Below are 25,953 nucleotides of genomic sequence, written 5' to 3' on the forward strand. Positions count from 1 at the left end.
GTTATGTGGTGGGTATGAGCGATTTTACTGCTGCTTTAGCCGCGCTGGAGCGTGGGATCCCCGATGGCGTAGATCTGCCCCACCGCTGTCTCATCCGCCAGCAGGCGCAGCCCTTGGGCGGCCACATCGGCGCGGCGCACCAGTCCGTGTACCTCCTTGCCCTGACTCAGCTCGGCGCGGCCGGTGGCGTCGCCATCCTGCAGGCCCGCCGGGCGCAGAATGGTCCACACGAGGGAGCTGGTCTGCAGCCAGCTCTCCGCCAGACTCTTGAGACGTACCTCGTGACCGAAGGCGGCGCGTGCCCGCTCCGGCAGATACTGCCAGCTGTCACCACAGCCGAGGGAGGTGACCAGCAGCAGCCGTTTCAGGCCTGCCTGCTCCATGGCATCGATCACATGACGGTTGCCCTGATAGTCCACCGGCGTCGTCTGACGGAAGCTGCCGAGGGTAGAGACAACGTGGGCATCTTGCCCCGCTAGGGCGCACGCCTGCTGCACCGCAGCCGGATCCAGCGCATCCCCCTCGATCACTTCGACCCCCAGCGCATCTAGTTCTGTGGCCATCTCGGGGCTGCGCACCAGCGCAACGACCCGGTGACCCATGTTCAGGGCGTGGTGAGTAAAGGCGCGGCCCAGCCCGCGGCTGGCTCCGAAAATCAGTGTGGTTGGCATAGCTGAGCTCCCTTGGCAAAAGGGGCTAGCCTAGTGGCTTGTTCGCTTGCTGTAAATGAGAGTTGTTTCTATTTGTGAGCTGGCAGGGAGGAGAGAGTGCGAGCCTCCAGCGACTCGCACTCTTTGAGAGGGATCAGCCGTTGTAGTTGCCGATGCTGGGGCGACGGCTTGGGCCGCTCAGGTGGATATCCACCGGATTGAACGCCTTGATCGCCTCATAGCTGAAATCACCGATCGCCTGATGCAGGCTCTGGGGTGTGTGGTTGGTGATGATGATGACGCTCTTTGACAGGTTGCGACGGCGGCGCAGCAGGTGGCCGAGGAAGCTGGACTGGCTCTCCGCCATTTTGGCGCGGTTGGCCGATACCTCGTCGATGATCAGCAGATCCACCTCTTCCAGTGCGCGGCGGTACTGGTTGCGCTCATCCTGGTCGGGGATGACGTTGAAGAACAGCCGATCGACGATGGAGGCCCACTGCTGGAAGATCACCGATTTCTGGTGACGGGCGATCAGCTCATGCGCCACCGCTCCCGCCAGCGTTGACTTGCCGGTGCCGTAGTCGCCGTAGATCAGCATGCAGCCGCCACCGCTCTTCTCCCAGTGCTCGAAGCCGCTGATAAAGTAACGGGCTGTTTCGATGGGGTATTGCAGCGCCGGGTCACCGGCATCCATCTTGTCAAATACCCAGTCGGGGTTGAGGTCGGCCTGGGCGATCAGCTTCTGGATCCGCTCCTGACGGGCCGCTTTCTGCAGCTCGCGCACCTCGGCGTTGGCCTTGGCGTCATACTCCTTGCGCAGAGTCTCGTAGTCATACTGACTGCCGCCGGTCTCTTGTTGCAGGCGACGAATGCGCTCCAGCAGGCCACCCACATGGCGACTCAATTCCGGGTCGTGAATGCGGTGATCCTGCTTGGCCTTGGCGATCTTCTGGCGCTTGGCTTCGATCTCTTCCAGCTCCTGGCGCAGGGGATCTTGCGGGTCAGTCATGGAATGCTCCTTCTGCTCGATCAGGGATGGGTAGACAAGGGGTTGATTCTGCCTGCAGGCGGGGGCCGCTATCAATCATTATCCGACTCCTGCTGCGCTGCGGGTTCTTGCGTCTGCTGTTGGGCCAGTCGCTTGGCCTCTTCAATCATCTGTTGGGCCCGTTTGCTGGGGCCCGACTCTGGCGGGGCCGGCGTCACCTGCTGGTAGCCCTGCACCTCCATCGGTTTGCGACGGGTATAGCGGCGGGTCTTGAGGGCGCGAATGAACTTGAGCATCCATTGATGCTGAGAGTCGAACACCTCGGGGCGCCCGAGCCAGTAGGCGATAAACTCCCCCAGATCCTCTTCGCTATAGCTGGCATCGATCACTCCGCACAGGCGGGCGAGGGCGGGCAGCTCCTCGTCCGGTCGCCATTGCAGGTGCATCTGGAAGGGGCGCTCCGGCAGGGGGCTGCGCAATTTCTGGGTCAGCAGCGGCAACTGGAACGGGCACTGATGGTAGTGCTCACTCTCGGGCTGAGCCTCGACTTGCAGCAGGCCCGCCTCCATCAGTTCATCGAACAGCTCGGTGAGCTGGCGGGCATTGACCTGAAACGAAAAGCCGCAGGGATCTCCCGGATCGACCACTGCCAGCGCCCGACCCAGCTCGGGATAGTTGAGCCTTGCCGCCTGATTTTCCAGCACCAGTCGGCGCAGCTGCAGGGTATAGAGACTGCGAGCCGGATGGGACAATCTTGGGTGGGCAAGGGCGCTGTATTCGGCTGGGGTCATGGTCTTCTTCACGAGCTGGAGTGAGGGGCATTATCCCTTATGGCGCCCACTTGCACAATTCGTCACACTGCAAGTGAGTGCCCTGCATGGTCGGGTGGTGAAAATTGATCGTACCGCGGAGCGTTGAGCAGGGAGAGCGGGATTGTGTCGATAATCCAGCAGCTTGCACTATTTTGGTATGCAGATTAGCCAATCCGGCTATTTGTGACGCAAGGCACGCGGCATTTCTGCTGATTTAGACTAGTCTTATTACTTAAATAAACAATTGACTCATAAGGTTTTTGTCAACATGCCAAAACCCGGACTGCGGATCCTGGTGGTGGAAGACGAAGCAGTTTTTCGCCATTCGTTAGTGAGTTACCTCGCGCGGGACGGGGCAACGGTGTTTCAGGCTGAGGATGGAATTGAAGGGTTGTCAGCTGCAGCGATTTATCATCCCGACGTGGTACTGTGCGATCTCAATATGCCCAATATGGATGGCCGCGAGGTAATCGCCTGTCTCTCTGCGCGCTATCCCCATATTCCGGTTATCGTCATTTCGGCCCAGAGCTCCATGGAGGCGGTCGCCAGTGCCTTGCGTGCCGGTGCTCGGGATTACCTGCTCAAGCCCCTCGAGAACTTCGCACTGGTCGATCGCAGTATCGACCAGTGCCTGAATGGGAGTTCCACGCGAGCTCAGCAGCTCGAATTGATGGCGCATATGGATTACTTCAGTGCGCATGATCGGGCTGCCAGCCGTTTGCTCGCCGGGCTGAAGCCACCGGGATTGCAGGAGTGGGGCCCCTGGCAGGTCACGTTCAAGGGGCTTGGGCACCTCTTCATTCCCGATACCTTCAAGGTGGAAGACAAGCTGCTGGTGCTGGTGATGGAGATGCCCATCATGGGGACGGATGCAGGATTTTGCGGGGCGCTGGTGCGCTCTCTGATGAACGTGCCCTATCGCCAGTTTCAGCAGAACGAGAGCCGTTTGCTGAGCCAACCGCACCGGTTGCTCGACTACCTAAACCATCAGTTGATGGAGTCCGGGTTGCGCCACGCTTTTGCCATGGCTGCTCTGCTGTTTGATCAGCACGATGGGCTGGTATTTGCCAATGCCGGGCTCACTTCCCCCCACTGGTTGATGCGCTCGGGTGGATTACCGCTTGGTCTGATGCGCAACAGCCACTACGCTCTGCACAAACGCAGCTGGCATGAACCATTCGATCTGCAGTTTCGCAGCGACAGCGGTAGTGCGCTCAATGTGCAGGTGCGTCATCACTGAGGCTGCTTGACTAGAGACCAAAACAGACAAGGCGCCCGATGGGCGCCCTGTCTGTTGTCTACAATCCTGACCGTTTAGACGGTGGCGGAGTGTAGTTTCTTCTCTTGAGCTTGCGGCTCTTTGGCCGGGCCTTCGGCACCGTGCATCCAGTAAACCAGACGATTAGCCATGGTCAGCAGCAACAGGGCGCTCAGCACCGCAGCCAGGGCGATGCCACCGAAGATGGCGATCGGGCCGGCTTCACCAACAATGGAGCCGATAAAGCCCGCAGCATAGTTGGCGATGGCGATAAAGCCCATCCAGGCACCCATCATGAGGGAAGCCAGACGCAGCGGAGCCAGTTTGGTCACCATGGAGAGGCCGATCGGGGAGAGGCAGAGCTCGCCCAGGGTGTGGAACAGGTATGCGCCAACCAGCCAGAACATGGAGGTCTTGACGGTGTTGTCACCACCCTGCTGTAGCACGGCACCCACCATGAACAGGAAGCCGATAGCCAGGAACAGCAGACCCATGGCGAATTTCACCGGAGAGTTCGGCTCTTTCTTGCCGAGCTTGATCCAGATGGCCGCAACGACCGGTGCCAGAGTGATGATGAAGAAGGGGTTCAGGGACTGGAACCAGGCAGTCGGCACTTCGAAGCTGCCGATCATGCGGTCGGTATACTCCTGGGTGTAGAGGTTCATCAGACCACCGGCCTGCTCGAAGCCGGCCCAGAAGATGATGGTGAACAGACCCAGTACCAGAATAACCTTGATGCGATCCACTTCCTGCTTGGTCAGCGGTGCTTTCTGCTCGGTAGTACGCAGGGCGGCTGCGCGCTGGGCGGCAGTGACACGACCGATGTCACCCAGGAAACGTTGGGCCATGGTGGCCTGGATCACCAGAGAGAGCAGCATGCCGATACCGGCGCCGACGAAGGCTGCTTGCCAGCCGTAGGCGGTGGCGGCAGCACCACAGATCACACCTGCCAGCAGGGAACCCAGGTTGATGCCCATGTAGAAGATGGTGAAAGCACCATCACGGCGGTGATCGCCCTCTTCATAGAGGTCACCCACCATGGTGGAGATGTTCGGTTTGAACAGGCCGTTACCCACGATCAGCAACGCGAGGCCCGTGTAGAACATGGTGTTGACCATATCCGGGAACATGGCGTGGGGCAGTGCCAGAGTGAACTGACCTGCGGCCATCAGCACGGCACCGATCAGGATGGCGCGACGTTGACCCAGGAAGGTGTCAGCCAGCCAGCCGCCGATCAGCGGAGTGATATAAACCAGACCGGTATAGATACCGTAGAGTTTGAGGGCATCTGCCTGACTCCAGCCCAGACCGCCGTTGGCAGTCAGGTCGGTCAGATAGAGCACCAGTACGGCACGCATGCCGTAATAGGAGAATCTCTCCCACAGTTCGGTACTAAAGAGCAAAAAAAGCCCTTTAGGGTGACCTAAAAAGGTCCCTTTTGACGGGTTATTCATTGGAACTTCCACCTGTGTCTTATATTTTTTTGAGTTTTTTATGCAAGGGCGAGAAACACGCCTCAACCCTTATAGAACATGCGTGAATAAATTACAACATTATGATTTGCTGAGAGTTTATTTACTCTTGATTGATTTTTTGTTGCGCAAATGAAAAAGGAGCATCATTTGATGCTCCTCGAATACCTCTACAAAAAACAGATTTTTTAGCGATTACAACTGTTTGACGAACTGCTTCAGCCAACCGATGAACTCGCCGTTCAGCTCACGATGGCGTACGGCATATTCCACATTGGCTTTCATATAGCCGAGTTTGCTGCCGCAATCGTGGCTCTTGCCCTTCATGAAGTAGGCGTTGACCTGCTCCTGCTCCATCAGCATGGCGATGGCGTCAGTCAGCTGGATCTCGTCACCGGCACCGGCCGGGGTCTTCTCCAGCAGCGGCCAGATATTGGAGGAGAGGACGTAACGACCCACCACCGCCAGATTGGAGGGGGCTTCGTCACGGGGCGGCTTCTCGACAATGGCCTGCATTGGCAGGGACATCCCCTCGCTCAGGGCCTCGCCCTTGATGTCGGCGATGCCGTACTTGTCCACTTCGCTTTCGGGAACCGCTTCCACCATGATCTGGCTGATCTGGTTCTCTTCGAACATATGCACCATCTCGGCCAGGTTGTCTTTTTTCGGGTCGCTGGCCACTTCATCAATCAGCACATCAGGCAGCAGCACGGCGAAGGGGTTGTCACCGATCAGCGGGCGGGCACAGAGGACCGCGTGGCCCAGCCCTTTGGCCTCCCCTTGGCGGACGTGCATAATGGTGACGTCTTTCGGGCAGATCTGTTGCACCTCTTCCAGCAGCTGACGCTTGACTCGCTTCTCGAGGGTCGCTTCCAGTTCGAAACTCTTGTCGAAGTGGTTTTCGATGGAGTTCTTGCTCGAGTGGGTGACCAGCACGATCTCTTTGATACCGGCGGCGATGGCTTCGCGCACTACGTACTGGATCAGCGGTTTGTCGACCACCGGCAGCATCTCTTTCGGGATGGCCTTGGTGGCTGGCAGCATACGGGTACCCAGACCGGCTACCGGGAGCACGGCCTTGCGAACTGTCAGAGGAGTCTTTTTCATGGAAAACTATCCAGCGGGATTAAAGTGCGGCCATGATACTCCAAGAAAAATGGGGCAGCCACAGGCTACCCCATTCGTATATGCAGAGCTCGGACGTTATTTGACGATGATCATGTCACGGTTGGCTTCCAGCGTGGCAGGGCCAATTCCATTGACATCTGCCAGCTGATCGACCGAGGTGAACTTTCCCTGTTTCTCCCGATAGTCGACGATGGCTTGTGCCTTCTTGTCGCCAATCCCTTTCAGGCTGGTGAGTTCGGCAAGGGTGGCCGTATTGATATTCAGCTTGCCGGCTTCCTTGGCGACCTCGGCTGTGGTTGTTTGCTTCGGCGCTGCTTTATCAGCGGCCAACACAGGTTGGCTGAACAGGGGCAAGCAGGCTAACAGCATGATTGCAGAGAGCTTCTTCATCAGCATTTCCATTCCTCCATGATGTGGATATTGCCGAGTGGCATATTGATGAATAGCGTATCGAACGGGTCTTTTTCACTGCTATTTCTAACAGGTCAAATCCTCATGCCGATGGCGAAATATTTGCTATAAGCGCTTCGCTATGAATGCCCTCATATATCCAACCGTATGATCTGGAATGTATTTCAGATGCATCTTTGATTTGACGAGCAAACTTCTCCGAGATGCTCTGCTCAAACCGTTGTGGAGGTGCCGGATGGAATTATTCTGCGCAACAAAGTGCGGATGGCATGTTTCACTGGTCTTCAAAAGAGAACCAATAAAAAAGGCTGCTCACCTGGGGTGAGCAGCCTTTGTGATCGGTTTTTTCAGACAGGCACTAATTAGGCTTGTTCGTCAGCCTGGGCAGCCTGGATACCGGTCAGGGCGATGGTGTAGACGATGTCGTCAACCAGGGCACCACGGGAGAGGTCGTTGACCGGCTTGCGCATGCCTTGCAGCATGGGGCCGATGGAGACCAGGTCAGCGGAACGCTGCACCGCTTTGTAAGTGGTGTTACCGGTATTCAGGTCAGGGAAGACGAACACGGTAGCTTTACCGGCAACCGGTGAGTTCGGTGCCTTGGACTTGGCCACGTTCTCCATGATGGCCGCGTCGTACTGCAGCGGGCCGTCGATGATGAGGTCGGGGCGCTTGGCTTTGGCCAGCTCGGTCGCTTCACGCACTTTCTCTACATCGGCACCAGCGCCAGAGGTACCGGTGGAGTAGGAGATCATGGCGACGCGCGGCTCGATGCCGAACGCGGCAGCAGAGTCGGCGGACTGGATGGCGATCTCGGCCAGCTGCTCGGCAGTCGGATCCGGGTTGATCGCGCAGTCACCGTAGACCAGCACCTGGTCAGGCAGCAGCATGAAGAAGATGGAGGAGATCAGGGAAGAGCCCGGTGCGGTCTTGATGATCTGCATCGGCGGACGGATGGTGTTGGCAGTGGTATGTACCGCGCCTGATACCAGGCCGTCAACTTCATTGCGCTCCAGCATCATGGTGCCCAGTACCACGTTGTCTTCCAGCTGCTCGCGAGCAACCACTTCGGTCATGCCCTTGTTCTTGCGCAGCTCGACCAGACGCGGCACATAGCGCTCGCGTACAACGGCCGGATCGATGATCTCGACGCGATCGGTCAGAACTACACCCTGCTGCTCGGCAACACGACGGATCTCTTCCGGGTTACCCAGCAGCACCGGACGGGCAATGCCACGCTCGGCACAGATGGCGGCAGCCTTGATGGTGCGCGGCTCGTCGCCTTCCGGCAGCACGACACGCTTGTTGGCCTGACGGGCCAGCTCGGTCAGCTGATAACGGAATGCCGGCGGGCTCAGACGACGGGAACGGGTAGAGCTGATGGTCAGCGACTCGATCCAGTGTTTGTCGATGTGGCCAGCGACGTAGTCCTGTACCAGCTCGATACGCTCGCGGTCATCTTCCGGAATATCGACGTTGAAGTTCTGCAGGCTGACGGCGGTCTGCCAGGTGTTGGTACCGGTCATCATGATCGGCAGGCCGGTGGCCATGGCCTGTTGGCACAGCGCCATTACCTGCGGCTCCGGATGATAGTTACCGGTCAGCAGCAGGGCGCCCAGCTTGACGCCGTTCATGGCGGAGAGGCAGGCAGAGACGATGACGTCAGAGCGGTCGCCGGAGGTCACCAGCAGGCTCCCCGGACGGAAGTGCTCGACCATGTTGTGGATGGAGCGGGCACAGAAGGTCACGGTCTGCAGGCGACGGCTGTCCAGCTCACCCTTGTGCAGGATCTTGGCGGCCAGATGCTTGGCGAGATCCTTGGCGCGCGGGGCGATCAGCTGGGTGTTCCAGGGGATGCAACCCAAGATGCGCAGCGGGCTCTTGCCGAACACTTGCAGCACTTCCAGGTTGTGAGCTGCGTCAGAAGCGTGGTGATGGGCTTCGAACATCTCGGTCAGGTCAGGGCGGGTTACGCCATGCTCGTCAACCGGCGCGCCAACCTTGTTGATCACGCAGCCAACGATACGGGGGTTGTTGACACCACCGAAGTTGGAGCAAGCCAGTTCGATGCGCTCTTTCAGCTTCTGGCTGGAGTCATGGCCCGGATGGGTCACGAATACCATGTCGGCATCCAGAGCTTTAGCGACGTCGTAGTTCAGCTTGTTGGCAAAGGGCTGCTTGTCGGTCGGCACCATACCTTCGACAACCAGCACTTCGGCACCACTGGATTTCACGTGCTCTTCGAAGCGGGCAACGATCTCTTCCAGCAGGATGTCGGTGTTGCTGGAGCTGATCATGTTCTCGGCGTAGGAGAGGGTGAACGGCTCGGGCGGGTTGATGTTGGCAGCAGCGCGGATAACGGCGGTTGAGCGCTCGGCACCGGTTTCACCCGGACGCGGCTGGGCAACCGGTTTGAAGAAGCTGACATTGACACCGTGACGCTCCATGGCGCGAACAACGCCCAGACTCACGGAAGTTACGCCGACACCAGTGCCGACCGGGATAAGCATAATAGTGCGTGCCACTTTATACCCCTTGTTCATTTTTTGGGATCAGGAAAAGGCCGCCCTGGTGGGCGGCCTCGAGTTACTGCGTCAATTAAGCGCCGACCAGTTCCAGCGCGTCGTGGGCGATAACCCACTCTTCGTTGGTCGGGATAACCAGGGCCTTGGTAGAACCAGCCTTGGTGATCTCGCCACCCTTGCCGAAACGAGCCTTCAGGTTGGCGTCGTGATCAACGTCAAAGCCCAGCAGACCCAGCTTGTTCAGGGTGATTTCACGGATCGGGGCAGAGTTTTCACCGATACCACCGGTGAAAACAACGGCGTCCAGACGACCGTCCATGGCGGCAGCGTAGGCGCCGATGTACTTGGCCAGGCGATAGCAGTAAACGTCCATAGCACGCTTGGCTTCTTCTTTGCTGTCGTAGTTGTCTTCAACGAAACGGCAGTCGGAGGTCACTTCGGTCAGACCCTGCAGGCCGGACTCTTTGGTCAGCATGGTGTTGATATCGGCCACGCTCATGCCCAGCTTGTCGTGCAGGAAGAAGATGATGGCCGGGTCCAGATCGCCGGAGCGGGTACCCATAACAAGGCCTTCCAGCGGGGTCAGACCCATGGAGGTATCAACGGATTTGCCGTTCTTGATGGCGCAGACGGAACCGCCGTTGCCCAGGTGGCAGTTGATGATGTTCAGCTCTTCAACCGGCTTGTTCAGCTGCTTGGCAGCTTCCAGGCTGATATAGTAGTGGCTGGTGCCGTGAGCGCCGTAGCGACGGATGCCGTTCTCTTTGTAGAGCTTGTACGGCAGGGCGTACAGGAAGGCTTCTTCCGGCATGGTCTGGTGGAACGCGGTATCGAATACGGCCACGTTCTTGTCAGCCAGCGCCGGGAATACGCGGCGAGCTTCACGGATACCGATCAGGTGAGCCGGGTTGTGCAGCGGTGCGTACGGAACAGCAGCTTCGATGCCGGCGATCACGTCTTCGCAGATGACAACGGAAGAGGTGAAGCGCTCGCCACCGTGAACAACACGGTGACCGATGGCGATCAGGTTCTTGGACAGTTCCGGATTGAGCGGCAGGATCTTGTTGACGATGAAGTCCAGCGCTTCCTGGTGAGCGGCACCCGCACCCAGATCGGCACTGCCCTTCTCGCCATTCAGTTTCCACTTGATGCGGGCGTCGTCGAGGTTGAAGCACTCGGCCAGGCCGGACAGCAGGTCATCACCGGTGGTTGCGTCAATGACGGCAAACTTCAGGGAAGAGCTGCCACAGTTAAGAACAAGAACCAGCTTACTCATGAATAAATCCTATCGCAGATTGGGTTGTGTAGGCGGATGCGTTGGACGCGGTGCGGCCAAAAACTTTCAACTTATCCTTATGAGGGTTGGCAATCTGTTGCTTGCCCCTTGTATAGTGATACAAGACCCGAAATCCAGACGTCCCTGACAGGTCAATAGCAAGAAGCTTTTGACGCAAAAATGGGCGTACAAAGGATAACCCGATTGTTGAAAAATAACAAAGTCATCCTCAACCTTTGTTACTTTGCATCAAATTTTGTCGAGGTTTTGCCGTTAGTACGTTCAAAAAGCGCTCGGAGGTAGTATGAGCATGAACATTTTTGGAACTAAGTTACAGCAAGGCCGCCATTATATGACGCTTTGGCCGCGCCGTCCCGAGCTCAATTCGATGTTTCCTGAAAATCGGGTGATCAAGGCAACCGAGTTCGCCCTCAAGGTGATCCCCGCGCTGGCGGTGCTGAGCGTGATGCTGCAGTTCCAGTTTGGCGAGCTGCACTACTGGCCCTCCGTTATCACCTCCGTGCTGTTTCTGCTCAGTTTGCCGCTGCAGGGTTACTACTGGCTCGGCCAGCGTGCCGACACCCGCTTGCCCCCGTCGCTGGCGAGCTGGTATCGGGAGATCAACGGCAAGATGAACGAGCAGGGGGGCCGCCGCCAGCTGGTTTCCCAGCCGCGCTATGAAGAGCTGGCCGATACCCTCAAGGCCGCCTTCCAGCAGCTCGATAAATCCTTTCTCTACGAATAACCCGTTTCAGATGCAAAAAGGCGCCAGTGGCGCCTTTTTTGTTGCGGTTGGTATGCGGATCAGGCCGCCAGCACCTTGCGGATCTCCTGGATGGAGAGCTTGTACTGACGTGGACACTGACGCCACACCTGCAGCATCCGCTGGTATTTGTCGCGCATGGCGATGTCGCTGGAGAGCTCGTCGCACGGGCACTTGAGCTCGGGGAAGCGCTTGTCCACCTCCAGCAGGAAGCAGACGTAGTCAGCCAGCTCACGCTCCTGGCTGCGGCTGTAGCCGTTGAACTCCAGCCGACTGGCGTTGATCTCGCCCTGATCGGCTGCATCCAGATTGCCCCATGAGATGGCCAGTGCGTGGTGCAGCTCCAGGGTGTCGATCACCTCTTGGCAGGTTGCCAGATCCAGATGGCCGAAGCTCTTCTCCAGCTCGAGGATCTGCAGGCAGTAGCCGCGCTCGATGATGGTGCTGGCGCGCTGGTAGACGTCCGCTTTCTCCGGATTGAGTTTCGCCAGAATTTCGTACTGGTTGCTCAGGATCAAACGTTCTGTGTTGCTCATGTTCATGGGATATCTCGCTGGAAGATGATTCTGGGGTCACGTTAACCCATATATAAAATGAATTTTTTGATCTGGGCGGGGGAGTTGGTGAGAAAAATCCGCTGGCAAGGGGCGGCTGACCAGACAAAAAAGGCCTGCATGGCAGGCCTTTCAATGACGCAGGGGAGGATTATCCCTTGAGGAAATCCAGTACCACCTGATGGTGATCGCTGGTTTTGAACTTGTCGAAGTGGTGGGCAATCTTGCCCTCTTCATCGATCAGGAAGCTCTGACGGTGAATGCCGTCATACTCCTTGCCCATGAACTTCTTCGGGCCCCAGACGCCAAAGGCATCGGCGACGGCGTGGTCTTCATCGGCCAGCAGGGTGAAGTTGAGCTGGTCCCGCTCTTCGAACTTTTTCAGCCGTTTGGCCGGATCCGGGCTGATGCCAAGCACCACCACATTGAGGGCGGCCAACTCGGCGTTCACATCGCGCAGGCTGCAGGCCTGGGTAGTGCAGCCGGGGGTCATCGCCTTGGGGTAGAAATAGACCAGCACCTTCTTGCCGCGCAGGCCAGCGAGGCTGACCTGATTGCCATTCTGGTCGGGCAGGGAGAAATCGGGGGCGGGGCTGCCAGCTTGTAGTGGTTGCATGGTGTCTCCTCGGGTAAAACGCCCTCAGGCGTGTTTGCGATTGACGGTAAACTCGAACGATTCGGCACCCAGTTGACGACAGAATTCGGCGAAGGCGGTTTGCGAACCTTCCACTTCACCCTCTCTGGCCAGATTGAGCTGAAAACTGATCTTCAGCAGGTTGAACGGCTGCTGCTCCAGGGTCATGGATTGCATCGCCTGAATGTTCCAGCCATGTTCGCTGAAGAACTGGGTGCACTGGCTTACGATGCCGGGCTCGTCGCGGATCAACAGGTCGGCGCTGGCGCGGACGTCATACTGCAGGGACTGGTGGCGCTCGGTGCGTTTCATCATGGTGATGAGATCCCACTCCTGGCTACGCAGGGGCAGGCTGATTTCGAGTTGCATCATGCTGTTCCAGTCGCCCGAGAGCAGCATGATAAAGGTAAATTCATTGCCGAAGATGCCAAGGCGGCTGTCTACAATGTTGCAACCACAGCCACTGACGTGGCGGGTCACTTCATTGACGATGCCAGGCCTGTCCGTGCCGATGGCCGTTACGACCAGGTAGTGAGTCATAAATCTTCTCTCGTCCGTTATTTCGTTGCGAAAGCCGCGCTGGCAAGCCAACCCTCCGGCCCTGATGACCACTCCCTGAGGGACGCTGCCGACTTTCGTCCATTACTTTTTGTTCCGGATGGTATCACGGCTTGCCCCCTCTCTCCCTTGTTTTTCAAAGGGGTCAGCTTTACCATTACGCCCCTGAAAATCGGGAGAAAAGTCCATGTTACGCGGTAGTATTGTTGCGCTCGTTACCCCCATGCTGGCTTCAGGTGAAGTCGATTGGGCCAGTCTGGCCAAACTGGTCGACTATCATGTCAGCGCCGGGACCTGCGCCATTGTTGCGGTTGGGACCACAGGGGAATCGGTGACCCTGAGCGAGCAGGAGCATATCGCCGTCGTTGAAAAGACCGTTGAGTATGCCGCCGGACGCATTCCCGTCATCGCCGGTTGCGGCTCCAACAATACTGCCCATGCCATTGAATTGACCAAGCGACTGGCCAAAACCGGCGTGGTGGCGGGCCTCTCGGTGACTCCTTACTACAACAAGCCCACTCAGGAAGGTCTCTATCGCCACTATTGTGCGATCGCCGAGGCTAGTGGTCTGCCCCAAATTCTTTATAATGTGCCCGGTCGCACCTGTTGCGATCTCAAACCGGAGACCGTGGCCCGTCTGGCCAAGGTTCCCGGCATTATCGGTTTGAAAGAGGCAACCGGCGATTTGAGCCGCACCCCGCGGCTGCGCGAGCTGTGCGGGCCGGAGTTTGCTCTCTACAGTGGCGACGATGCCACTGGTTGTGATTTTATGCTGCAAGGTGGCGATGGCGTGATTTCGGTCACCACCAACATTGCAGCGGCCCAGATGGCCGACATGTGTCGTGCTGCGCTGGCCGGTGATGCCGGACAGGCGCATGACATCAACAATCTCTTGATGCCGTTGCACAAGACTCTGTTCTGCGAACCGAGCCCCACCCCGGTGAAATGGGCCTGTGCCCAACTGGGGTTGATTGCAACAGCCACCTTGCGCCTGCCGCTGGTTGACCTCACTCCCGAGGGCGAACAGCTGATGGCGCGAGCACTGACCACAGCGGAGTTGATGGCGAGTGTTTAAATCTAATGGAAAGGGAAATAGAGCCCGTCTGGTGCTGAGCGTTGCGACTGTGGCCGTCTTGGCCGGTTGCAGCACCCCCCAGGATCGCAAAATGGCCAACCGCGACTTCGGTTATGAAGATGCCCGCCTCGAGGGCCGCGCGTTCTTGATCCCCGCAGGATTGAGTGCCCCCACCTTCAACAGCCAGTACGATATTCCGCCGCTTCCTGAGAGCAGCCGTGAAGGTGCCCTCGGCGCCCAGGTCGATGTGCGCCCACCCGCTCAGCTGCTGACCGTGGTACCGGGCAGTCAGGTGGTGCAGAGCGCAACCGAACCGACCGTTGCTTTCTATGCCCTCAGCACCAGCCAGAGCGTGGAGCGCGATACCTGGTCGTTCCTGATGAACTTCCTGGCCAAATACAAGGTCACCACCGAGAAGCTGGATCAGCAGGATGGCGTATTGCAGACCGGCTGGTTTGACAACACGGTCGCTCTCGATGGCTGGGGTGAAGATGACGAAGACTTCAAAATCCGTCAGCGTTACCAGTTCACCGTGCGCAACGATGCCCAGCGCCACGCTGTCAATATGTCGGTCCGGGTACTGGATCACGAAGAGACCATCGACGGCGAGACCAGCAACAAGCTGACCCCTGCCGATGCCCAGCGCTATGCCGCGCGAGTGCTGAACCAGTTCTCTCTCTATTACGACAGCCAGCTGAAAGCCCGCGAGCAGCACAAGTCCAACGATGGCATGGGTCTGCAACTGGGTCTGGACAACAACGAACTGAGCGCCTGGATTGCCGAAGGCTCCTTTGATCAGGTGTGGCGTCGCCTCAACCAGGTACTGCCTGCTTACGGTTTCACCATCAAGGATACCCAGCAGTCACTGGGCTGGATCGACGTCGAGTACGAAGAGCCGGGTGCCGAGTTCTGGAAGGCGAAAGGGAGCGAGCCGTTCAAACTGGAGGAGGAGAAATACCGCTTCCAGCTTGGCGAAATGGCGGGAGGCAAGACCTCCATCACCCTGTTCGACAAGGACAAGAAGCCGGTATCGTCCGGGGTTATTTCCCAGATGTATATCAGCCTGTCCGAGGCGTTCGCCAAGGGGCTGGCCGATCAGGTAGCAGCAAAAGCAGAATAAATACAGGGGCCTTGTGCCCCTGTTTTGTTATCAAAATCCCCCTGAAAACGCGGGGATTCCGAGCGGTTTTCGATGATGCGAGCCCCCTTGCCAGCCCGTTACAAACAGAGCGTGCAGGTGAGGAACTCGCGATGTTTACCCCCCACAAACAGGAAGTGTTATTAGCCATGAGTCTTGCAGATCAAGTATTGGCGGTGAATGACGATTTGCCGATCCGTACCGATAAACCTGTCCATTCCGGCAAAGTGCGTAGCGTCTACTGGTTGACCCCCGAAGACAGTGCCCGGCTCATAAAAGAGAAAGGCTATGATGTGCCGGCCGATGCGCCCCTCGCCCTCATGGTGATCAGCGATCGCATTTCGGCTTTCGATTGCATCTGGCAAGGTGTGGATGGCCTGAACGGCGTACCGGGCAAAGGGGCGGCGCTCAACGCCATCTCCAGCCACTGGTTCAAGCTGTTCAAGGAGAAGGGACTGGCTGACAGCCACATTCTGGATATTCCGCACCCCTTCGTCTGGATCGTGCAAAAAGCCCGTCCGGTGATGATCGAGGCGATTGCCCGCCAGTACATCACCGGCTCCATGTGGCGTGCCTACAAGGATGGCGAGCGCGAGTTCTGCGGCATCACCCTGCCGGAAGGGCTCAAAAAAGATCAGAAGCTGCCGGAGATCCTCATCACTCCGTCCACCAAGGGCGTGCTGAAAGGGCTGGATGGCGTGCCGGAAGCCGATGACGTCAACGTCTCCCGTGCCGATATCGAGCGCCATTATAAGGGCTTCAACTTCAGCAAGCCGGCCGACATCGACCGCTACGAAGTGCTGCTCAAAGAGGGCTTCAACGTCATCAGCGACGCGCTGGCCGGGCTGGATCAGATCTTCGTCGATACCAAGTTCGAGTTTGGTTATGTCCACGATGCGGCAGGCAACGAGAAGCTGATCTACATGGACGAAGTGGGCACCCCCGACAGCTCCCGTATCTGGGATGGCGCCGCCCTGCGCGACGGCCAGATTGTCGAGAAGTCTAAAGAGGGTTTCCGTCAGTGGCTGCTCAACCACTTCCCGGATCCGGACATCCTGCTCAACAAGAACCGCATGCCGGAACGTTTTGCCCTGGCCCGCGACAACAAGCTGCCGACCGAAGTGATGATGGATATCTCCAACACCTATGTCGGGATCGCCGAGAAGATTATCGGCCACAAGCTGGCGCGTTCTGCCAATCCCAAGCAGGAGATCATCGAGGTGCTGCGCGATCAGTACGGTCTGATCGACTAAGGGTTGCGCTCTTTTTTTGTCGCCAACAAACAAACGTTTGCTGATGGTGAAGGAGAGAGGCAGATAAACAGACGGGCCCCGCTATGGGGCCCATTTTTATTGCTGGTCTGGCGGCAAGCGAGCGGCGATTAGCCGTTGACCCTGAACACCTGGCCGGTCTGGATGCCCAGCACCGACTTCTTGTAGGCCTGCGCTACCTTGGCGGCGGGTACCGGTACGAAGCCCGGGAAGAAGTCAGCGTATTTGTCCATCGACTCCTCCAGCACGGTGGGGCTCACCACATTGATGCGCAGGCCGCGGGGTAACTCGCAGGCGGCCGCTTTCACAAAGTGATCGATAGCGCCGTTGACTGTGCTGGCGCTCACGCCCCAGTTGATCGGCTCCTCGCTCAGAATACCGCTGATCAAAGTGATGGAGCCCTTGTCAGTCAGATAGGGAATGGCGGCGCGGGTCAGGTTGATCTGGCCCATCAGCTTGCTCTCCAGTCCCACCTGCCACTGTTCGTCGGTCATCTCGGTCAGGCCGTTGAAGGCCACGCTGCCGCTGGCGACAACCAGTGCATCAAACTGGCCCAGCTTGGCGAACAGCGCCTTGATGGAGGCGGGATCGCGCATGTCGACCGTGGCATCGCCACGACTGTGGCCGACCCGGATCACCTGATGATCTTTGGCAAGCAGTTCACTGACTGCAGAACCGACGGTGCCGGAGGCACCCACAATCACAATTTTCATCTGCATCACTCCTGGTTGGGATGTATCGATTCTAGCGCAACAGAAAATGCGAAAAAGCGCGTAAAATAAACCCATTGTTTCCATATTGGAGCTAATGATGGATATCGCCCATCTGGCCAGCTTTTACGAGGTGGTGCTGCGCGGCAGTTTCTCGGCTGCTGCCGATACGCTGGGAGTGAGCAAGGGGATGCTGAGCCGCCACGTCAGCGCGCTGGAGTCCTCCCTCAATGCGCAACTGTTGCAGCGCACCACCCGCCGCCTCAGCCTGACCGAGGCGGGCAAGACCCTCTACCAGCAGGCGGGGGAGATCTTCGCGCTGGCGCGGCAAGCGGAGCAGGATATTCAGGCGCTGACCGAAGAGGATGGCGGTCGGCTGCGTTTTACCTGCCCGGTCAGTACCGGTGATCGCATGGTGAGCGAGCTGCTGACCAGCTTTGCCGCGCTTTGCCCGGGAGTGGAGGTGGAGCTCAACTTCACCAACCAGATGGTCGACATGAGCCAGGGGGAGAACGACATCGCCCTGCGCGCCATGAGCGAAGTGCCGGATAATCTGGTGGCCCTGCCGCTGGGGCGGCTCAAGGATGTGGTGGTGGCGAGCCCCGCACTGGTGGCGCGAGAGGGGCGTCCCGCCACTCCCTATGAGCTGAGCGGGCGCAGCTGCCTGTTGCAGGGGCACAATCCGGCCTGGGAGCAGTGGCACTTTATCCGTGAAGGGGAAGAGGCTCACATTCTGGTGCAGGGCAAGGTGCGAGCCAACCACTACAGTACCGTGTTACAACTGGCGCGTGCCGGTGTGGGCTATGCCAAGTGCCCGCTGATGCTGGTGGAATCGCTGCTGACGGCGGGAGAGCTGGTGACCGTGCTCGACGAGTGGCAGAGTGGTCTGCATCAGCTTCATGTGCTGCATGCCCAGCAGCGGCGGGTGCCGCGCAAGATCCGGCTGTTCAAGCAGGTGCTGGCCCAGTGGTTTGCCGAGCGACCCCACTACCTGCTCTGAGCGGCGTTATTTTTCTGTCATCTTCGGCTGCTACCCTGCGCCCATCATCGGCATCAGGAAGATCAGCGGGAATGAAGAGTAATAGAGGGTTGACCGGTTTTGTGCTGCTCTGTGCAGTGTTGGGGGCAGGCAGTGTGCAGGCCATGGTGGACGTGAAGGTGCCGGAGAATTTCCGCATCCTCGCGGTGAGCAACGGCACCTTGCAAGATGAGCAGCATGCCACCCTGGCGGATGGCGAGCAGCAACTGCTGGTGCGCTTCGAGGGGGTGATCCCCAGCCGCAGCAGCAGCGAGAATGATCGGCAGGTACGCTCCGAGCCGCAGGTGGTGCGCTATCAGGGCAGCAATCAGCATTTGCAGCTGACGGCCAGCGTACCGGGAGACGAGCGGGGGATGCAGGCGTATGCCAAGGCTCCTGTGGTAGCGCTGCAGGAGAATGGCCGCGCGCTTGCTATCCAGCAGGATGCGCTGGTGACCAGCGGCATGCTGCTAGGGGTGGATTGGAACGGCAAACTGGCTGAATACAACCGCAGCGGCGGCAAGGTGGCGCTGACGGCCGTCGCTGTGACTACACAACCAACGGCTACGCTCTCCGGTGGGGCTCAACCCGTTGTGGCAGCCAGCGAGCTGGAAGGGCAGTTGCAGCAGCTGTTCCTCCAGGCCGACCCGGCCCTTCGCAAGCGCTTTATCGGTTGGGCCGTGCCACAGCTTTAAGTTTTCTGCCCGTTGCAGTAACGTGGACACTCCTTTCTCAGGCGCTCTGTTCATCGTACTCAACGAGGTTTTCATGTTTGAATTGCATTCACGCCTGCAGGCAGATACCCGGTGGCTCGGGGATCTGCCCCTCTGCCGGGTCTTGCTGGCCAAAGACAGCCAGTATCCCTGGCTCATCCTGGTACCGCGAGTAGCCAACCTGCGGGAAATTCACCATCTGGCGCCGGAGCAGCAGCAACAGCTGATGCAGGAGTCCTGCGCCGTCGCCGCCCTGATGGAGCAGGCCCTCAGCCCGGACAAGATCAACATAGGGGCGCTGGGCAATCTGGTGCCACAGCTGCACATTCACCATGTCGCACGTTTCGCCACCGATGCTGCCTGGCCAGGCCCCATCTGGGGGGCTCATCCGATCGTGCCTTATGAGCCACAGGTGCTGGCGCAGCAGGCCGACAGATGGCGTGCCCGGCTCGCCAAGCTGAGCGGTTTTACCCCTGCGGCTGCTGATAACGGCGTCAACTGAGAGGCGTGTCGCTATTTCAGTCTTCGGGCCGCGCCATCTGTTAGAGTTATGGTATAGATAAGCCCATTCTCGATGTTCAGGAAGGTCCCATGATAGTGACAAGAGCCGATGATGACGTCGTGTTGACGACTGAGGATGTACTGCTCAGCCTGTGCAACTCGGTGACCGATGTGTTGAGTGCCGCGACCATGAGTCAGGTGCGGTTTTCCGGCATGGTGCAGCGGATCAGCAAGACCTGCCTCAAGCCGGATATCGGCTGCTTCGTGCTGTTCGATGGCGGTTTTTCCGGTCTGGTGGTGATCAACTTCTCCGCCGCTGCCGCCATGGAGTTGTACGAGAGCTACATGCTGAGCATGGGGCTCTCCAAGGAGGATCTCGCCATCTCCCATACCTCTGACGAGGTGAGCAACGTGATGGGCGAACTGATGAACCAGATCGTCGGTAGCTTTACCGTCAAGGTGGGCCGGGATTTGCAGACTCACATTACCCAGAACCAGCCGAAGATGCTGGCCCTCAACAAGCAGGTGATGCTGAGCGTCGATACCAATCTTGACAGTCCGGAGTCCCGCCGCGTCACTTTCTTCACCGCCCGTAACAACATCTTTTATCTGGAGCTGGCGATGGACAAGACCGAGTTCATCCGCATTCACAATGAGGGGATGGAGCACGAGGAGCTGGATCCTGACGCCCTGATCGCCCAAGCCAAGCAGGATGCCGCCAAGCCGGCCCCGGCAGCCGCTGCGCCAGCCAGTAATGATCACGATGATCTGCTCGACTCTTTGGGTATTTGAGGCAAATGCCGGATAGCAACAAGGCCACCTTCGGGTGGCCTTGTTGTATCGGTGCGCACAGCCGTTATTAGAAGTTGTAGAGCAGGCCGGTGTTGAACATCACCGATTCAGAATCGTAGAAGTTGATGTCGGAATCGGACTTGGCGTAGCCAGCGGTAAAGGTTGCCGAGAGCGGTGCAATACCGAACAGGCGGTGCCAGAAGAAGGTACCGGTCAGGGCAAACTCGTCGGAGTCGGCTTTTTTGTTACCAAAGTCAGGGATTGGGTTGGCTTCATCATATTTGGTCTGACCCAGATAGAGGTTGCTGACGAAGGACCACTGGGATGCCCGCTTGCCGTAGGTCAACTGGAGGCCGTTGCTCTTGTAGCTCTGGGCGCTGCCGTCCAGGTCAGCCTGACGGTGGATGAAAGCCGGCTCCAGCACCTGACCGGCTGCCAGCTGCCATTTGTAGGAGAGGTCGAGGGCGTGGATCTTGCCGTTGCGATCCAGCTTGGCCGCCGTGTCGGCACCATACTGGCTGCCACTGCGCTCTTCATCGACTTCGATGTTGCGGGTGGTCAGGCTGCCGAAGAAGTTGCTGCCCCAGATATTGTCCCAGGCGAAGCGCACCCCTTTTGACTTGATATCGGTCGACTGGCGATCGACGCTTACGGCGAAGGGATCGCTCCACTGCTCGGTTGGCATGGCATTGAAGACCACGGAGCCGGCCACTGTGCCCTTGTTGCTCATCTCCTGGCGGATACCGAGTTGCTGGGTGAAGTCGAAACGGATGGCATCCTGGATCAGGTTACCGAGGAAGACCTGGGTGCGGGTATCGGCAAAGGTGTAACGGATATCTGCGTTGAGCAGCGGGGCGACGGCGGAGCTGCTCTCTGCACTGCCCAGTCCGCTCAGTCGACGATTTTCGTCGTCACCGCTGTAAAAGTTGGATTCGTAATTGATGACGTTGACGCCGCCAAGCAGGAAACCGGACCAGCCCGATTTGTTGGGAATGGTTCCCAAATCCGCATATGCACTATTTGCGACCAGCAGGCCCAGACCAAGCAGGGTAGTGTTGCGCATCAGATAACTCCTAAATTAAACGCGTTTAAATTACCAGGTGGGCGATTATAGGGGGCCACCCTTAATGGCAACTGACAGAATTTCATCAAATATCCTAACTCACTCATTTCACTAGGCGAATCGTTAATTAATTGTGCGAGATAAGAAGAGTTCAATTCTCTGTGCTGGTATTCTGTTCGCGGATATGGGGGAGAAAATAACAAGATGAAGCAGATTAAATCCTGGGCACAATATTACGTCGATCTGATGACCAAGCTGGGACTGGTGCGCTTCAGCATGTTTCTGGCGGCTGGCATCATAGTGCTGGCTGTCGCCATCCAGATGGGGGTGACCCTGTTCCTGCGCGGCAATATTGATGTGATCGACTTCGTGCGCTCGGTCTTCTTTGGCCTGCTGGTGACCCCCTGGGCGGTCTATTTTCTCTCCATCGTGGTGGATCAGCTGGAGGATTCCCGTCAGCGATTGAGCCGGATGGTGCGCAAGCTGCAGGATATGCGCGAGCGGGATCTGGAGCTCAACAGTCAGTTGCAGGAGAACATCAGTCGCCTCAATGCCCAGATTGCCGAGACCAACCGGGCCGAGGCACTGCGTCTGCAGGCCATCGAGGATCTCGAGAACGAGGTGTTCCAGCGGGAGAAAGCCCAGCTTCATCTGGGGGAGCGTACCGCTCTGCTGCGCTCCTTTATCGACTGTTCCCCGGATCTGGTCTACTACCGCAATGAGGATGAGCAGTTCTCCGGTTGCAACCGCGCCATGGAGGAGCTGACCGGCAAGGCGGAGAGCGAGCTGATTGGCCTCACACCTTTCGATGTCTACAAGCAGGAGATCGCCAACAAGGTGGTGGAGACCGACAAGCAGGTCTTTGCCAGCAACGAGCCGCTCACCTACGAGCAGTGGCTGGAGTATCCCGATGGCCGTAAAGCCTACTTCGAGCTGCGCAAGGTGCCCTTCTTCGACCGCTTCGGCAAGCGACTCGGCCTGCTCGGTTTTGGCCGCGACATCACCGAGCGCAAGCAGTATCAGGACAAGCTGGAGAAGGCGAGCCGCGACAAGACCACCTTTATCTCCACCATCAGCCACGAGTTGCGCACCCCGCTCAACGGCATTGTAGGGTTGAGCCGGATGCTGATGGATACCCCGCTCGACCCGAGCCAGCGCCAGCAGCTCAAGACCATTCACTTAAGTGCGGTCACCCTCGGCAACATCTTCAACGACATCATCGATCTCGACAAACTCGATCGGCGTCGGCTTGAGATCGCACCAACCCGGATCGACCTGCCTGCCTTCCTCGACGAGCTGGAGACGCTGTCGCGTATTCAGGCGGAGCAGAAGGGGCTCTATCTGCACTTTGATCGCGATGGCGACATGCCGCAGTTCGTGATGGCGGATGGCACCCGACTGCGTCAGGTGCTGTGGAATCTGGTGGGCAATGCGGTCAAGTTTACCGATGAGGGGGGGGTCACCGTGCGTTGCCTCTCCCATCCTGCCGACGAGCCGGGCAAGCTGGCCCTGCACTTTGAGGTGGAGGATACCGGCATCGGTATCCCGCGCGCCCAGCAGGAGAAGATCTTCGCCATGTACTATCAGGTGCAGGGCAAGAAGCACGCCACCGGCACCGGCATTGGCCTCGCGGTCTCCCGTCAGCTGGTGCAGGCGATGGGCGGCCAGCTCTATGTGGACAGCGAGCCGGGCGAAGGCTCCTGCTTCACTGCCGAATTGGAAGTGGCTTGCGCCGAGCCTGTGTTGCCAGAGCAGGAGGAGGAGATGCCTTCCCTCGATATCCTGCTGGTGGAGGATGTGGAGCTTAACGTGACGGTGGCCTGCGCCTTGCTCAACAAGCTGGGTCATCAGGTGCAGGTGGCACGGGACGGCACCCAGGCGTTGGCGATGGCCAACCCGGATGATTTCGACCTCATTTTGCTCGATATCCAGCTGCCGGACATGACCGGCTTCGATGTGGCGAAAACCCTGCTGGAGCGTTATGGCGACAGCCTGCCACCCATGGTGGCACTCACCGCCAACTCAACCGGCGATCGCCAGTACTACCGGGATCACGGCATGCAGGATGTCATTAACAAGCCGCTTGGCTCCAAAGCGGTGCGGGAGGTGATTGGTCACCTGTTTGCCGATCTGGCCGAGGATGAAGCGGACGAGCAAGCTGATGCGGGCAATCAGGATGCCCTGCTGGATATTCCCTTCCTCACTGATTATGCCGATACGGTGGGCAAGCCGGTGCTGCTCTCCAGCGTCGAGCTGTTCGAGAAGATGATGCCGGACTACATGGCGGTGCTCGACTCCAACATGATCGCCCGGGATCAGGCGGGGGTGGTGGAGGAGGCACACAAGATAAAAGGGGCGGCAGGCTCCATTGGCCTGCGCCGATTGCAGCAGACGGCCCAGCTGATCCAGAGCCCGGATCATCCCGCCTGGTGGGAAAACGTGGAAGACTGGATTGAGACGCTGCGCCGCGAATATCCGGGCGATATCGCCCGTCTGCGGCGCTGGTTGCTGTCTTGAGTCTGATGGAAGTTGCTGGCAAGGAGCTGCGAGATGTATAGCCGTTTGATTACCCCCGCGCGCATCCACCCTTGGGGGAATGAGGAGCTGCTGGAGGCGACCGAGCAGGATCGCGCCCGTATCGTGCAGGCCGCGCCGGTGCGTCGGTTGCAGCAGAAGACCCAGGTCTTTCCGCTCGATGTGAAGGCCTCGGTGCGCAGCCGTCTCACCCACTCGCTGGAGGTGCAGGAGACCGGCCGCCAGATCAGCCGCCGCATTCTGGCTGCCTTGCCAGCAGGCACGGTCTGCGAAGGGGCTTTTATCAATCTGGTGGAGATGTCCTGCCTGCTTCATGACGTGGGCAACCCGCCGTTTGGCCACTTTGGCGAGCAGGTGATGAGCCAGTGGCTCGGCGAGATGCTCGATCCCCTCTATCAGCAGGCGCTGGCGCAGCCACCTTCGGCCCAGTGGGCTGAATTGCGTCAGGATCTGCAACTGTTTGATGGCAACGCCCAGAGTCTGCGGCTGGTGCACAGCTTGCACGAGCTCAACCTGACACTCGGACAACTGGCGGCGCTCTGCAAATACCCGCAGCAGCCGCAACCCGGGGTGAGCTATGGCCAGCATCATGGCTGGAGCAGCAAGCGGGGCATCTTCTTCAGTGAGCAGCCGCTCTACCGCGCCCTCGGTCAGAGCCTGGGTCTGGCCCCCGGCTGCCGTCATCCGCTGGTTTACATCATGGAGGCGGCCGATGACATCTCCTACTGCATCGCCGATCTGGAAGATGCGGTAGATCGGCGGATCCTGACTCAGGGTGAACTGCTGGCGGCGCTGCGAGCTGCTGACCAGAGTGACTACATGGGCACCTTGCTGGATGAGGCGCTGGCTTCTGGTCGGGGCTTTTTCCCCCATTTTCGCCAGCAGCTGACCCGGGATCTGGTGGCGTTGGCGGCGCAGAGCTATGTCAGCGAACATCAGGCCATTTTGCAGGGATCCTATCCGCAAGCGCTGCTGCACGGTCAGGCGCCGGCGGCGCGGGTGCTCGATATCCTCAAGCGGGTGGCCCGTGAGCTGGTCTTTATGCGCCCCGAGGTGGAAGCGCTTGAGCTGGAGGGGTATGCGGCGCTGCGCGGGGTGCTGACCAGTTATGCCTGCCTGTTGTCGCTGCCAGCGCCACAGTTTGCCCGTCTGCTGGCCGGGGAGGGGAGTCAGACGCTTTTCTTTGCGCGCCGCCTCTATCACCGTCTCTCGGCCCGCCATCTCAAGGCCTATCGATTGGCGATCGCCACCCCGGATCCGCGCTTTGCCTGCCAGAACGAGCAGGAGTGGTATTACCGGGTGCGGCTGCTGCTCGATTATGTCAGCGGCATGACGGATACCTATGTACTGGAAGAGTACCGGCTACTCTCGGGGATCTGATGCCCCAGGCTCCCTGTCGGGCAGCATAAAATGCCGTAAAAACGTTTAAAAAGGAGTCGCAAGAGGCTTGTTTTAAATTCGGATATTTTTTAGACTTCTGCAATCTGTTCAACTTTTACCCGGTAAGGAGACGAAAATGCAACATCTGATGCTCAATATTGCATTCTCTCGCGGCACTGCGTGCGGCGTGAAATCTCGTGCTCTTTTACCGCGTGGCGTAAACAGGTAACCCCTGTCTTTTTATCACCCGCGGTTCGTCCCGCAGGGTGATATCCACTTTCTCCGGGAGAACCGCATGTTCAACTGGAGAATGTCATGTCTATCGAACTGGTTTTACTGCGCAGTGTTGAATCCCTGGTCCAGAGAAGGATTGCCCGGGTCGAGCGTCGTCTCGCCGTGGTCAATCTGTCACCTGCCCTGCTGAAAGATATTGGTCTGGAAGGGTTTGAGGGACAGATCGCCCATATCCGCGAAAGCGAGTATCAAACCGGCTTTCGGCTCGGGAATCGAATAACCTGATCCATAGGGGAGGGTAAACGCTCTCCCCGTGGTGACGTGGCAGGCGTAATGCCTGCCATTTTTGTGTTTGCAGGTTGATTTTTTATTCACTTTTCTGTGCCCCGGCACTATCCTCTCTGCCCCGTTTGTGACAGATGCGTATGTTTTCTCGCCTTGTTCCGCCAGGATCGGCAAGATTAGATATGGTGGCCTATCTGTTTTACTCATCA

The 25,953-nt window shown here is 58.4% G+C and carries 25 protein-coding genes; 12 read left to right on the forward strand and 13 right to left on the reverse strand.

Annotated features, from left to right (window positions below; all coding sequences use genetic code 11):
* Positions 1 to 35 precede the first annotated feature (35 nt).
* The 3 genes from G5229_RS18500 to G5229_RS18510 all read right to left on the reverse strand — a co-directional run bounded on the left by G5229_RS18500 (position 36) and on the right by G5229_RS18510 (position 2,429).
* Positions 36 to 671 (reverse strand): SDR family oxidoreductase, encoded by a 636-nt coding sequence (locus G5229_RS18500; protein ID WP_368176302.1) that lies wholly within the window; start codon positions 669 to 671, stop codon positions 36 to 38.
* A 133-nt stretch (positions 672 to 804) separates the two neighbouring features.
* Entirely contained in the window at positions 805 to 1,659 is an 855-nt protein-coding gene (locus G5229_RS18505; RefSeq protein ID WP_064341084.1) for a DnaA ATPase domain-containing protein, read from the reverse strand.
* Between the two features lie 71 nt (positions 1,660 to 1,730).
* Positions 1,731 to 2,429: a DnaT-like ssDNA-binding domain-containing protein gene (locus G5229_RS18510; protein WP_421209982.1), complete on the reverse strand. Its 699-nt coding sequence runs from the start codon at positions 2,427 to 2,429 to the stop codon at positions 1,731 to 1,733.
* Between the two features lie 289 nt (positions 2,430 to 2,718).
* On the opposite strand from G5229_RS18510, the gene G5229_RS18515 reads away from it, so the two are divergent.
* Entirely contained in the window at positions 2,719 to 3,690 is a 972-nt protein-coding gene (locus G5229_RS18515) for a response regulator (RefSeq protein WP_421206036.1), read from the forward strand.
* Between the two features lie 74 nt (positions 3,691 to 3,764).
* On the opposite strand, the gene G5229_RS18520 is transcribed toward G5229_RS18515, so the two are convergent.
* The 5 genes from G5229_RS18520 to G5229_RS18540 form a co-directional block, all read right to left on the reverse strand.
* Complete coding sequence (locus G5229_RS18520) at positions 3,765 to 5,162, reverse strand: peptide MFS transporter (RefSeq protein WP_227341975.1); 1,398 nt, start codon at positions 5,160 to 5,162, stop codon at positions 3,765 to 3,767.
* 213 nt (positions 5,163 to 5,375) lie between these two features.
* On the reverse strand, positions 5,376 to 6,287 hold the full coding sequence (gene galU / locus G5229_RS18525) for a UTP--glucose-1-phosphate uridylyltransferase GalU (RefSeq protein ID WP_227341976.1): 912 nt from the start codon (positions 6,285 to 6,287) through the stop codon (positions 5,376 to 5,378).
* A gap of 96 nt (positions 6,288 to 6,383) precedes the next feature.
* The gene (locus G5229_RS18530; protein WP_021231962.1) at positions 6,384 to 6,704 is read right to left on the reverse strand and encodes a ComEA family DNA-binding protein; all 321 of its coding nucleotides are present in this window, start codon (positions 6,702 to 6,704) and stop codon (positions 6,384 to 6,386) included.
* A gap of 377 nt (positions 6,705 to 7,081) precedes the next feature.
* Positions 7,082 to 9,262, reverse strand: a complete 2,181-nt coding sequence (gene pta, locus G5229_RS18535; RefSeq protein ID WP_041210398.1) for a phosphate acetyltransferase — start codon at positions 9,260 to 9,262, stop codon at positions 7,082 to 7,084.
* Between the two features lie 55 nt (positions 9,263 to 9,317).
* Entirely contained in the window at positions 9,318 to 10,520 is a 1,203-nt protein-coding gene (locus G5229_RS18540) for an acetate kinase (RefSeq protein ID WP_005349210.1), read from the reverse strand.
* Positions 10,521 to 10,824: 304 nt separating this feature from the next.
* Between G5229_RS18540 and yfbV the strand changes: the two genes are divergently transcribed.
* Complete coding sequence (yfbV, locus tag G5229_RS18545) at positions 10,825 to 11,265, forward strand: terminus macrodomain insulation protein YfbV (protein WP_005339116.1); 441 nt, start codon at positions 10,825 to 10,827, stop codon at positions 11,263 to 11,265.
* Positions 11,266 to 11,324: 59 nt separating this feature from the next.
* Here yfbV and G5229_RS18550 read toward each other — a convergent pair whose 3' ends face one another.
* From G5229_RS18550 to G5229_RS18560, 3 genes are all read right to left on the reverse strand, one after another.
* Positions 11,325 to 11,825 carry a YfbU family protein gene (locus G5229_RS18550; protein ID WP_005341125.1) on the reverse strand — a complete coding sequence of 167 codons (501 nt, stop codon included), beginning with the start codon at positions 11,823 to 11,825 and terminating at the stop codon, positions 11,325 to 11,327.
* A gap of 163 nt (positions 11,826 to 11,988) precedes the next feature.
* Positions 11,989 to 12,453: a thioredoxin-dependent thiol peroxidase gene (gene bcp, locus G5229_RS18555; RefSeq protein WP_005358255.1), complete on the reverse strand. Its 465-nt coding sequence runs from the start codon at positions 12,451 to 12,453 to the stop codon at positions 11,989 to 11,991.
* Between the two features lie 24 nt (positions 12,454 to 12,477).
* Positions 12,478 to 13,011 carry a glycine cleavage system protein R gene (locus G5229_RS18560; protein WP_216949630.1) on the reverse strand — a complete coding sequence of 178 codons (534 nt, stop codon included), beginning with the start codon at positions 13,009 to 13,011 and terminating at the stop codon, positions 12,478 to 12,480.
* A 205-nt stretch (positions 13,012 to 13,216) separates the two neighbouring features.
* Here G5229_RS18560 and dapA point away from each other — a divergent pair, with 205 nt between their 5' ends.
* The 3 genes from dapA (at position 13,217) to G5229_RS18575 (ending at position 16,495) form a co-directional block, all read left to right on the forward strand.
* On the forward strand, positions 13,217 to 14,104 hold the full coding sequence (gene dapA / locus G5229_RS18565; protein ID WP_227341977.1) for a 4-hydroxy-tetrahydrodipicolinate synthase: 888 nt from the start codon (positions 13,217 to 13,219) through the stop codon (positions 14,102 to 14,104).
* On the forward strand, positions 14,097 to 15,224 hold the full coding sequence (gene bamC / locus G5229_RS18570; RefSeq protein ID WP_421172868.1) for an outer membrane protein assembly factor BamC: 1,128 nt from the start codon (positions 14,097 to 14,099) through the stop codon (positions 15,222 to 15,224). Before dapA ends, bamC begins: the two co-directional genes overlap by 8 nt.
* Positions 15,225 to 15,391: 167 nt before the next feature.
* A complete protein-coding gene (locus G5229_RS18575; protein ID WP_040065098.1) occupies positions 15,392 to 16,495 on the forward strand; it encodes a phosphoribosylaminoimidazolesuccinocarboxamide synthase in 1,104 nt (367 codons plus the stop codon).
* 128 nt (positions 16,496 to 16,623) lie between these two features.
* On the opposite strand, the gene G5229_RS18580 is transcribed toward G5229_RS18575, so the two are convergent.
* The gene (locus tag G5229_RS18580) at positions 16,624 to 17,226 is read right to left on the reverse strand and encodes a short chain dehydrogenase (RefSeq protein WP_100646724.1); all 603 of its coding nucleotides are present in this window, start codon (positions 17,224 to 17,226) and stop codon (positions 16,624 to 16,626) included.
* 97 nt (positions 17,227 to 17,323) lie between these two features.
* Here G5229_RS18580 and G5229_RS18585 point away from each other — a divergent pair, with 97 nt between their 5' ends.
* The 4 genes from G5229_RS18585 (at position 17,324) to G5229_RS18600 (ending at position 20,247) form a co-directional block, all read left to right on the forward strand.
* Positions 17,324 to 18,223 (forward strand): LysR family transcriptional regulator, encoded by a 900-nt coding sequence (locus tag G5229_RS18585; protein WP_421172884.1) that lies wholly within the window; start codon positions 17,324 to 17,326, stop codon positions 18,221 to 18,223.
* A gap of 71 nt (positions 18,224 to 18,294) precedes the next feature.
* Positions 18,295 to 18,936 carry a DUF2057 domain-containing protein gene (locus G5229_RS18590; RefSeq protein ID WP_421209984.1) on the forward strand — a complete coding sequence of 214 codons (642 nt, stop codon included), beginning with the start codon at positions 18,295 to 18,297 and terminating at the stop codon, positions 18,934 to 18,936.
* A gap of 73 nt (positions 18,937 to 19,009) precedes the next feature.
* Positions 19,010 to 19,456, forward strand: a complete 447-nt coding sequence (locus G5229_RS18595; RefSeq protein WP_227341979.1) for an HIT domain-containing protein — start codon at positions 19,010 to 19,012, stop codon at positions 19,454 to 19,456.
* Positions 19,457 to 19,545: 89 nt separating this feature from the next.
* Positions 19,546 to 20,247: a DUF3334 family protein gene (locus tag G5229_RS18600; RefSeq protein ID WP_227341980.1), complete on the forward strand. Its 702-nt coding sequence runs from the start codon at positions 19,546 to 19,548 to the stop codon at positions 20,245 to 20,247.
* Positions 20,248 to 20,314: 67 nt separating this feature from the next.
* Here G5229_RS18600 and G5229_RS18605 read toward each other — a convergent pair whose 3' ends face one another.
* Positions 20,315 to 21,310, reverse strand: a complete 996-nt coding sequence (locus tag G5229_RS18605; RefSeq protein WP_421209986.1) for a DUF2860 family protein — start codon at positions 21,308 to 21,310, stop codon at positions 20,315 to 20,317.
* A gap of 204 nt (positions 21,311 to 21,514) precedes the next feature.
* Between G5229_RS18605 and arcB the strand changes: the two genes are divergently transcribed.
* From arcB to G5229_RS18620, 3 genes are all read left to right on the forward strand, one after another.
* Entirely contained in the window at positions 21,515 to 23,827 is a 2,313-nt protein-coding gene (gene arcB / locus G5229_RS18610; RefSeq protein WP_421209988.1) for an aerobic respiration two-component sensor histidine kinase ArcB, read from the forward strand.
* Between the two features lie 33 nt (positions 23,828 to 23,860).
* Complete coding sequence (dgt, locus tag G5229_RS18615) at positions 23,861 to 25,225, forward strand: dGTPase (protein ID WP_421209990.1); 1,365 nt, start codon at positions 23,861 to 23,863, stop codon at positions 25,223 to 25,225.
* 315 nt (positions 25,226 to 25,540) lie between these two features.
* The gene (locus tag G5229_RS18620; RefSeq protein ID WP_245133436.1) at positions 25,541 to 25,744 is read left to right on the forward strand and encodes a hypothetical protein; all 204 of its coding nucleotides are present in this window, start codon (positions 25,541 to 25,543) and stop codon (positions 25,742 to 25,744) included.
* The last annotated feature ends 209 nt before the right edge of the window (positions 25,745 to 25,953 follow it).

It is taken from the genome of Aeromonas sp. 602396, assembly GCF_049173735.1.
GTDB lineage: Bacteria > Pseudomonadota > Gammaproteobacteria > Enterobacterales > Aeromonadaceae > Aeromonas > Aeromonas veronii_A.